General features: G+C 59.6%; 4 protein-coding genes, 2 tRNA genes and 2 rRNA genes. 2 read left to right on the top strand and 6 right to left on the bottom strand.

Translation table 11 applies throughout. The annotated features are described in order from the left end of the window. Window positions 1-96: 96 nt before the first annotated feature. The 5 genes from AC13F7_RS14955 to tyrS form a co-directional block, all read right to left on the bottom strand. Window positions 97-2,975: ribosomal RNA gene (locus AC13F7_RS14955) — 23S ribosomal RNA — on the bottom strand. 230 nt (window positions 2,976-3,205) lie between these two features. After that, window positions 3,206-3,282, bottom strand: a tRNA-Ile gene (locus AC13F7_RS14950). A 47-nt stretch (window positions 3,283-3,329) separates the two neighbouring features. Continuing rightward, window positions 3,330-3,405: transfer RNA gene (locus AC13F7_RS14945), tRNA-Ala, on the bottom strand. A 95-nt stretch (window positions 3,406-3,500) separates the two neighbouring features. Beyond that, a 16S ribosomal RNA gene (locus tag AC13F7_RS14940) occupies window positions 3,501-5,047 on the bottom strand. The 16S and 23S rRNA genes sit together here with 2 tRNA genes alongside, the layout of an rRNA operon. Window positions 5,048-5,620: 573 nt before the next feature. After that, window positions 5,621-6,832, bottom strand: a complete 1,212-nt coding sequence (gene tyrS / locus AC13F7_RS14935; protein ID WP_346471450.1) for a tyrosine--tRNA ligase — start codon at window positions 6,830-6,832, stop codon at window positions 5,621-5,623. 168 nt (window positions 6,833-7,000) lie between these two features. Between tyrS and AC13F7_RS14930 the strand changes: the two genes are divergently transcribed. Then, window positions 7,001-8,464: a M23 family metallopeptidase gene (locus AC13F7_RS14930; RefSeq protein WP_259260450.1), complete on the top strand. Its 1,464-nt coding sequence runs from the start codon at window positions 7,001-7,003 to the stop codon at window positions 8,462-8,464. Window positions 8,465-8,530: 66 nt separating this feature from the next. After that, the gene (locus tag AC13F7_RS14925; protein WP_483001777.1) at window positions 8,531-9,658 is read left to right on the top strand and encodes an anhydro-N-acetylmuramic acid kinase; all 1,128 of its coding nucleotides are present in this window, start codon (window positions 8,531-8,533) and stop codon (window positions 9,656-9,658) included. Between the two features lie 66 nt (window positions 9,659-9,724). On the opposite strand, the gene AC13F7_RS14920 is transcribed toward AC13F7_RS14925, so the two are convergent. Then, the gene (locus AC13F7_RS14920) at window positions 9,725-9,952 is read right to left on the bottom strand and encodes a hypothetical protein (RefSeq protein ID WP_259260452.1); all 228 of its coding nucleotides are present in this window, start codon (window positions 9,950-9,952) and stop codon (window positions 9,725-9,727) included. Between the last annotated feature and the right edge of the window lie 40 nt (window positions 9,953-9,992).

Below are 9,992 nucleotides of genomic sequence, written 5' to 3'. Positions count from 1 at the left end.
AACGGATTAAGGCGCCTGCCTCTCGTAAGTCTTGTGACGTAGCGTGCACTTGGGATCTATCGACATGTCATGTCGGCCAAGGCAACTTGAGGTTATATGGTCAAGCCACACGGATCATTAGTATCAGTTAGCTCAATACATTGCTGTACTTACACACCTGACCTATCAACCACATAGTCTATATGGTTCCTTCAGGGGGCTTGTGCCCCGGGAGATCTCATCTTGAGGCGCGCTTCCCGCTTAGATGCTTTCAGCGGTTATCGCTTCCGAACATAGCTACCCGGCAATGCCACTGGCGTGACAACCGGAACACCAGAGGTTCGTCCACTCCGGTCCTCTCGTACTAGGAGCAGCCCCTCTCAAATCTCCAACGCCCATGGCAGATAGGGACCGAACTGTCTCACGACGTTCTGAACCCAGCTCGCGTACCACTTTAAATGGCGAACAGCCATACCCTTGGGACCGACTACAGCCCCAGGATGTGATGAGCCGACATCGAGGTGCCAAACACCGCCGTCGATATGAACTCTTGGGCGGTATCAGCCTGTTATCCCCGGAGTACCTTTTATCCGTTGAGCGATGGCCCTTCCATACAGAACCACCGGATCACTAAGTCCTAGTTTCCTACCTGCTTGATCCGTCGATCTTGCAGTCAAGCACGCTTATGCCTTTGCACACAGTGCGCGATGTCCGACCGCGCTGAGCGTACCTTCGAGCTCCTCCGTTACTCTTTAGGAGGAGACCGCCCCAGTCAAACTACCCACCATACACGGTCCCCGATCCAGATTATGGACCTAGGTTAGAACGTCAAGCACGACAGGGTGGTATTTCAAGGATGGCTCCACCACAGCTAGCGCCATGGTTTCATAGCCTCCCACCTATCCTACACAGACGAACTCAACGTTCAGTGTAAAGCTATAGTAAAGGTTCACGGGGTCTTTCCGTCTTGCCACGGGAACGCTGCATCTTCACAGCGATTTCAATTTCACTGAGTCTCGGGTGGAGACAGCGCCGCTGTCGTTACGCCATTCGTGCAGGTCGGAACTTACCCGACAAGGAATTTCGCTACCTTAGGACCGTTATAGTTACGGCCGCCGTTTACTGGGGCTTCGATCAAGAGCTTCGCCTTGCGGCTGACCCCATCAATTAACCTTCCAGCACCGGGCAGGCGTCACACCCTATACGTCCACTTTCGTGTTTGCAGAGTGCTGTGTTTTTGATAAACAGTCGCAGCGGCCTGGTTACTGCGGCCCTCTTCAGCTATAGCTCGCATGAGCCACCAAAAAGGGCGCACCTTCTCCCGAAGTTACGGTGCCATGTTGCCTAGTTCCTTCACCCGAGTTCTCTCAAGCGCCTGAGAATTCTCATCCTACCCACCTGTGTCGGTTTACGGTACGGTCTGCGTAAGCTGAAGCTTAGGAGCTTTTCCTGGAAGCGTGGTATCAGTGACTTCGCCTTAAAGGCTCGTCTCGGTGCTCGGTCTTAAAGGATCCCGGATTTGCCAAAGATCCAAACCTACCGCCTTTCCCCCGGACAACCAACGCCGGGTACACCTAACCTTCTCCGTCCCTCCATCGCACTTACGCGAGGTGCAGGAATATTAACCTGCTTCCCATCGACTACGACTTTCGTCCTCGCCTTAGGGGCCGACTCACCCTGCGCCGATTAACGTTGCGCAAGGAAACCTTGGGCTTTCGGCGTGCGGGTTTTTCACCCGCATTATCGTTACTCATGTCAGCATTCGCACTTCCGATACCTCCAGCAGACTTCTCAATCCACCTTCAACGGCTTACGGAACGCTCCTCTACCGCGTACATATAAATATGCACACCCCAAGCTTCGGTTCACTGCTTAGCCCCGTTAAATCTTCCCCGCAGACCGACTCGACCAGTGAGCTATTACGCTTTCTTTAAAGGGTGGCTGCTTCTAAGCCAACCTCCTGGCTGTCTGTGCCTTTCCACATGGTTTTCCACTTAGCAGTGAATTTGGGACCTTAGCTGTGGGTCTGGGTTGTTTCCCTTTTCACGACGGACGTTAGCACCCGCCGTGTGTCTCCCATACAGTCCGTCTCGGTATTCGGAGTTTGCAATGGTTTGGTAAGTCGCGATGACCCCCTAGCCATAACAGTGCTCTACCCCCGAGAGGATACATATGAGGCGCTACCTAAATAGCTTTCGAGGAGAACCAGCTATCTCCGGGTTCGATTAGCTTTTCACTCCTAATCACAGCTCATCCCCGTCTTTTGCAACAGACGTGGGTTCGGGCCTCCAGTACCTGTTACGGCACCTTCACCCTGGCCATGACTAGATCACCCGGTTTCGGGTCTACTGCCCGCGACTATGCGCCCTTATCAGACTCGGTTTCCCTTCGCCTCCCCTATACGGTTAAGCTTGCCACGAACAGTAAGTCGCTGACCCATTATACAAAAGGTACGCAGTCACTCTTTCGAGCTCCTACTGCTTGTACGCACACGGTTTCAGGATCTATTTCACTCCCCTCTCCGGGGTTCTTTTCGCCTTTCCCTCACGGTACTGGTTCACTATCGGTCGGTCAGTAGTATTTAGCCTTGGAGGATGGTCCCCCCATGTTCAGACAGGGTTTCACGTGCCCCGCCCTACTCGTCTTCACTGGAGTGGCCCTTTTAAATACAGGGCTATCACCTTCTATGGCCAGCCGTTCCAGGCTGTTTTTCTAGAACCATTCCAGCTTAAGGGCTAGTCCCCGTTCGCTCGTCGCTACTCAGGGAATCTCGGTTGATTTCTTTTCCTCTGGTTACTTAGATATTTCAGTTCACCAGGTTCGCTTCCAGCAGCTATGTATTCACTGCAGGATACCCGCAAGCGGGTGGGTTTCCCCATTCGGACATTACCGGATCAAAGCTTGTTGCCAGCTCCCCGATACTTTTCGCAGGCTGCCACGTCCTTCATCGCCTCTGACCGCCAAGGCATCCACCGTGTGCGCTTATTCGCTTGACCATATAACCGCAAGTTGCCTTGGGTTACATATATGACCTGGGGGTACAAAGCCCAGATACGAAATATAACGACTCAATTAATAAGAAGACATTTAAGTCTTCCGCCTTAGCCTCACGACACGTCTAAGATAGAATCTCAAAACGCTCGCTACGTCACAAGTTTTAAAAGAACACGTACCAGCCACAATGCTGATCCGTAATAAATTCTTTGTATGCGCTAATCATTCAGAGTGGTGGGTCTGGGTAGACTCGAACTACCGACCTCACCCTTATCAGGGGTGCGCTCTAACCACCTGAGCTACAGACCCAATGTCCGTTCAGCTCATTGCTACCGCGTCGATAAACTCGCGGCGTGTGGTGGAGCCTGTCGGGATCGAACCGACGACCCCCTGCTTGCAAAGCAGGTGCTCTCCCAGCTGAGCTAAGGCCCCATATACGGGACTATCCACACCGGCCTGGCCGGCGTGAAACTCTGAATGCAGGTTACTTGTGAAGACGCCCGACAGGACGATGCTGTCTTTGCTCAAAAGGAGGTGATCCAGCCGCACCTTCCGATACGGCTACCTTGTTACGACTTCACCCCAGTCATCGGCCACACCGTGGCAAGCGCCCTCCCGAAGGTTAAGCTACCTGCTTCTGGTGCAACAAACTCCCATGGTGTGACGGGCGGTGTGTACAAGGCCCGGGAACGTATTCACCGCAGCAATGCTGATCTGCGATTACTAGCGATTCCGACTTCATGGAGTCGAGTTGCAGACTCCAATCCGGACTGAGATAGGGTTTCTGGGATTGGCTTGCCCTCGCGGGTTTGCAGCCCTCTGTCCCTACCATTGTAGTACGTGTGTAGCCCTGGTCGTAAGGGCCATGATGACTTGACGTCATCCCCACCTTCCTCCGGTTTGTCACCGGCGGTCTCCTTAGAGTTCCCACCATTACGTGCTGGCAACTAAGGACAAGGGTTGCGCTCGTTGCGGGACTTAACCCAACATCTCACGACACGAGCTGACGACAGCCATGCAGCACCTGTGTTCGAGTTCCCGAAGGCACCAATCCATCTCTGGAAAGTTCTCGACATGTCAAGACCAGGTAAGGTTCTTCGCGTTGCATCGAATTAAACCACATACTCCACCGCTTGTGCGGGCCCCCGTCAATTCCTTTGAGTTTCAGTCTTGCGACCGTACTCCCCAGGCGGCGAACTTAACGCGTTAGCTTCGATACTGCGTGCCAAATTGCACCCAACATCCAGTTCGCATCGTTTAGGGCGTGGACTACCAGGGTATCTAATCCTGTTTGCTCCCCACGCTTTCGTGCCTCAGTGTCAGTGTTGGTCCAGGTAGCTGCCTTCGCCATGGATGTTCCTCCCGATCTCTACGCATTTCACTGCTACACCGGGAATTCCACTACCCTCTACCACACTCTAGTCGCCCAGTATCCACTGCAATTCCCAGGTTGAGCCCAGGGCTTTCACAACAGACTTAAACAACCACCTACGCACGCTTTACGCCCAGTAATTCCGAGTAACGCTTGCACCCTTCGTATTACCGCGGCTGCTGGCACGAAGTTAGCCGGTGCTTATTCTTTGGGTACCGTCAGAACAACCGGGTATTAGCCGACTGCTTTTCTTTCCCAACAAAAGGGCTTTACAACCCGAAGGCCTTCTTCACCCACGCGGTATGGCTGGATCAGGCTTGCGCCCATTGTCCAATATTCCCCACTGCTGCCTCCCGTAGGAGTCTGGACCGTGTCTCAGTTCCAGTGTGGCTGATCATCCTCTCAGACCAGCTACGGATCGTCGCCTTGGTGGGCCTTTACCCCGCCAACTAGCTAATCCGACATCGGCTCATCTATCCGCGCAAGGCCCGAAGGTCCCCTGCTTTCACCCGAAGGTCGTATGCGGTATTAGCGTAAGTTTCCCTACGTTATCCCCCACGAAAAGGTAGATTCCGATGTATTCCTCACCCGTCCGCCACTCGCCACCCATAAGAGCAAGCTCTTACTGTGCTGCCGTTCGACTTGCATGTGTTAGGCCTACCGCCAGCGTTCACTCTGAGCCAGGATCAAACTCTTCACTTAAAAACGCATAGTCCGAGGACTAAAAATTTAAAGCTGCAGATGCTTGACCGCTGGCAACGTTTCGCTTGCTTTAAAACAATTGATATGTTGCTTGATCAAACGTCTGCAAGATGGACATACATCCTTCCTGCAGGCGCCTTCACAAGATACCTGCGCATACTGTCAAAGAACTTTGGAGTCGGCCTCAGCGCCTTCCTCCGTGTGCCCCGACGTTTCCGTCGTTGCGAGCCGCCCATTATAGCCGGCTTATCTGCTTCGTCAACACCTTTTTTCAAGGCCGTTTCACCGAAGTGAGACGTTGTTGCCGATGCCGCTTCGTCGTTCGCCTAAGAGGCTTTCGTCGTTGCGAGCCGCCTATTATGTCAGGCTTTTCGTTTCCGTCAACACCTTCTTTCGAAGAAGTTGAAGTCCTGTTCCTTCGCGGTTGCCGCCTTGCGGTGGCCCCTGCGTCGGGGGAGGGAAAGTATGTCCCTATCGGGGTCGTTTGTGAAGGGGGTAGACGACTTTTTTTCACGCCGCCTCCCTTCCATTCATGCTGGACGGGGTCCGGATCGCCCGAACCCCTTGTGCCGCTTAGGCCGCGACCAGCAACACGCGTGCGAAGGTCCGCTTGCCGACCTGCAGCAGGCCTTCAAAGCCGGGCACGAACACCTGCTGGGCATCCTCCACGACCTCGCCATCCACCTTCACCGCACGCTCTTTGAGCTTGCGGGAGGCCTCGGAGTTGCTCGGGGTGAGGCCTGCCGCCGTCAACAAGGCACCAATACGCAGGCCTTCAGCGGGGATGCTCACTTCCTGCAGCGGCAGCAGGGTCACATCGCCCTGCCCGGTCACTGCGGCATTCCAGCCGGCAATCGCCTGTTCGGCCGCTGCGGCATCATGGAAGCGGGTGGTCAGCTCACGGGCCAGGCGCAGCTTCACCTCGCGCGGGTTCAACCCGCCCGCCTCGACCTGCTCGCGCAGGGCCTTGGCCTCGGCCTGGCTGATATCAAAGGAGAGCAGCTCGATCCAGCGCCACATCAGGTCGTCGCCGATCTTCATGGTCTTGGTGACGATGTCGATGGCCGGTTCGCTGATACCAATATAGTTGTTGAGCGACTTGGACATCTTGGCCACGCCATCCAGGCCTTCCAGCAGCGGCATGGTCAGCACGATCTGCGGCTTCTGCCCGTAGTGCTCCTGCAGGCCACGGCCCATCAGCAGGTTGAACTTCTGGTCGGTACCGCCCAGTTCGACGTCCGCTTCCAGCGCGACCGAGTCATAACCCTGCACCAGCGGGTACAGGAACTCATGCAGGGCAATGGACTGCTGGGCGGCATAGCGCTTGGCGAAATCGTCGCGCTCGAGCATGCGCGCCACGGTGTGCTGGCCGGCCAGGCGGATCATGTCGGCGGCGGCCATCTTGCCGAACCACTCCGAGTTGAAGCGCACTTCGGTCTTCTCGCGATCCAGCACCTTGAAGACCTGGTCTTCATAGGTACGCGCGTTGGCCAGCACATCTTCCTTGGTGAGCGGCTTGCGGGTGACGTTCTTGCCCGAGGGGTCGCCGATCATCCCGGTGAAGTCGCCGATCAGGAAAATCACCTGGTGGCCGAGGTCCTGGAACTGGCGCAGCTTGTTGAGCAGCACGGTATGGCCCAGGTGCAGGTCCGGTGCAGTGGGGTCGAAGCCGGCCTTGACCCGCAGCGGACGGCCGCTTTCCAGACGCTGGCGCAGTTCGTCGGATTTGAGGATCTCATCGGCGCCTCGCCCGATCAGGGCAATGGCTTCTTCAATCGAGGACACGTGACAACTCCCGGCAATGCCTTATTTATATGAATGGCGTTAAGTACAAGTTAACCGCAGGTGCTTCACAAAATCCAATAGGCACAAGGGTTTGACGCGGTATTTATACCTGTCTATGTTACCGACGTTTGGGCCCGCGCTCCCGGGCCAGCCAGGAACAGACCGACGATGCTCAATTCCGATCAAGGCCGCGCGCGCAAGCAGCGCTTCAAGGAACGTCTCCACGTTCTCCACGACACCGCCCTCCATCGGAAGCTCAAACAGCATCTTCCCGCGGCCTTCAACCAGCGCTGGACCCGTCGCCACTGGATGCACGCCAGCCTGTTCGCCACCATCGGCGCCCTGGTGGCCACGATCGTCCCGGGCTTCTCGCACACCATCGACTCGCCCTACTCGGTCAGCCATTCGACCCTGGCGCTGCCGTTGCCGCCGCTGTCGCTGGAACGCCAGCAGCAGACCCCTGGCGACAGCTGGCAGGTGCTGCGCGTCCAGCGCGGCCAGACCCTGAGCAACCTCTTCGACCAGGCCGGCATCCCGGCCACGGTGATGCACCAGGTGCTGGAGCACCCCGGTGTGCGCGAGTCGCTGACCAAGCTGCGCCCCGGTGCGGAAATCGCCTTCGACCTGCCGCTGTCCGGTGAGCTGCGCACGATCCGCTTCGACCGCGATGCCGACAACCGTGTGGAGCTGTCCCTGGCCGGCGACAAGATCACCGAGACGGTGAGCAAGCGCGAGAGTTCGACCCGCCGCGTGGTCGCCAGTGGCGAGATCACCAGCTCGCTGTATGCCGCCGCGCGCAAGGCGGGGTTGTCGCCCTCGGCGATCGCGACGATGACCGACGAGATCTTCAAGTACGACATCGACTTCTCCAAGGACCTGCAGCCGGGCGACCGCTTCAGCGTGGTGCTGGATGAAACCTGGCGCGAAGGCGAGAAGGTGGACACCAGCAAGATCCTCGCGGCGACCTTCAGCTCGGGCGGCAAGACCTACAGCGGCTTCCGCTTCGACCGCAACGGCAAGTCCGAGTATTTCGATGCCAGCGGCCGGCCGCTGAAGAAGAGCTTCATCCGCATGCCGATCCAGTTCGCGCGCTTGAGCTCGAGCTTCGGCGCACGCAAGCACCCGGTGCTGGGCAAGATGCGCATGCACAAGGGCGTGGACTACGCCGCGCGCACCGGCACCCCGATCATGGCCGCCGGCGATGCCCGCGTGCAGTTCGCCGGGACCCAGCGCGGCTACGGCAACGTCGTGATCCTGGACCACGGCCGCGGCCACACCACCCTGTACGGGCACATGTCCCGCTTCGGCAAGATCAAGACCGGCCAGCGCGTGGCCCAGGGCACGGTGATCGGCTATGTCGGCTCGACCGGCCTGGCGACCGGCCCGCACCTGCACTACGAATTCCGCGTCAACGGCGTGCACCGCAACCCGCTGTCGGTGACGATGCCGCCGCCGGAGCCGCTGCAGGGCGCCGAACTGGCCGCCTTCCGGGCACAGACGGCCCCGGCGCTGGCCCGCATCCAGGGCATGGAAAAGCTGATCTACGCCGATGCCAGCCCGGCACCGGATGCCAAGGCCGCCGATACGGCGACGGCGAAGGCCGGCAAGCCGGTCAAATCCAACCGCGGCTGATCGCTGCGATTGACGGCGGCAACGGGTTGCGCGGAAGCTGCACGCAACCCGTTGGACCGCCTGGCCATGACCTCTGCTGTTGATCCCACCACCCCGCTCTACCTGGGCCTGATGTCCGGCACCAGCGCCGACGGCGTCGATGCCGCGCTGGTGCAGTTCCCCGCCGGGGGCGGCTGCCGCTTCATCCATGGCCTGACCCACGACTGGGATCCGGCGGTCCGTGCCGAGCTGATCGCGCTGGGCGAAGGCGGCACCATCACCTCGCTTGATGCACTGGGGCGCCTCGATGCCCAGGTCGGGATCACGTTCGCCGACGCCGCCAACCGCCTGCTGGACAGCGCGCGCATCGACCGCGCCCAGGTGCAGGCGATCGGCTCGCACGGGCAGACCGTGCGCCACCGGCCGCTGGCCGATCCCGCCTTCACGATGCAGATCGGCGACGCCAACCGCATCGCCGAGCTGACCGGCATCACCACCGTGGCCGATTTTCGTCGGCGCGATGTCGCCGCCGGCGGCCATGGCGCGCCGCTGATGCCGGCGTTCCACCTGGCGATGCTGGGCGACAGCGATGAAGACCGCGCGGTGCTCAACCTGGGCGGCATCGGCAATCTCACCCTGATCCCGCGCGAGGGCACGCCGCGCGGTTTCGATACCGGCCCGGCCAACGCGCTGATGGATGCCTGGTGCCAGCGCCATCGCGGCGAACCGTTCGATGCCGACGGTGCGTTCGCGGCCAGCGGCCAGGTGGATGCCGCACTGCTGGCGCGCTGGCTGGCCGATCCGTGGTTTGCGCTGCCGCCGCCCAAGAGCACCGGGCGCGAGCAGTTCCACTTGGACTGGGCGCAGGCGCAGCTGGGTGAGGGGCAAGTGTCGGGCGCGGATGTGCAGGCGACGCTGCTGGAACTGACGGCCGCCACCGTGGCCGATGCGCTGCTGGCCCACCTGCCGGGCGCGAAACGGGTGCTGGTGTGCGGCGGTGGCGTGCGCAATCCGCAGTTGCTGCGGCGCCTGCGTACGCGGCTGCCGGGCGTGGTGATCGAATCCAGCGCGGTGCACGGGCTGGACCCGGACTATCTGGAGGCGATGGGGTTCGCCTGGTTGGCGCAGCGCACGCTGGCCGGGTTGCCGGGCAATCTGCCGAGCGTTAGTGCCGCACGGGGGCCGCGGATTCTCGGGGCGATCCACCCGGCCTGAGAGGCCACGGCGGCGGGCGCTGCGTGCGGCGGTCATCGCCGATGCGCGGTTCGGTGCGTGCCGCCGTTACAGCCCCTGCGCGTCCGGCAGCGCCTGCAGGGCGGCGATCGCGTCGGCGAGCGCATCGACTTCGGGATCGTGGAAGCCGCTGCGGACCTCCAGTTCGCTGGCGAACAGGCCTTGTTCCAACAGCGCCACGCAGGTCTCCTCGCGGGTCCAGCCCCGCGCGACCGCGATCCGGCGGATACGTTCCAGCAACAGCGGGTCCACCTCCCGCAGCAGTAGATCAGCCATCGTTCTCCCCGTTGGCGCGCCGCCATACCCGCGGCCGTTG

It is taken from the genome of Stenotrophomonas sp. K-6, from assembly GCF_056861555.1.
This window is presented reverse-complemented; position numbering and strand designations above follow the sequence as displayed.

Excerpts from the sequence above, each read along its gene's own strand:
- AC13F7_RS14920 (WP_259260452.1), bottom strand. The coding sequence starts at position 9,952 with ATGGCTGATCTACTGCTGCGGGAGGTGGACCCGCTGTTGCTGGAACGT.
- AC13F7_RS14930 (WP_259260450.1), top strand. The coding sequence starts at position 7,001 with ATGCTCAATTCCGATCAAGGCCGCGCGCGCAAGCAGCGCTTCAAGGAA.
- AC13F7_RS14925 (WP_483001777.1), top strand. The coding sequence starts at position 8,531 with ATGACCTCTGCTGTTGATCCCACCACCCCGCTCTACCTGGGCCTGATG.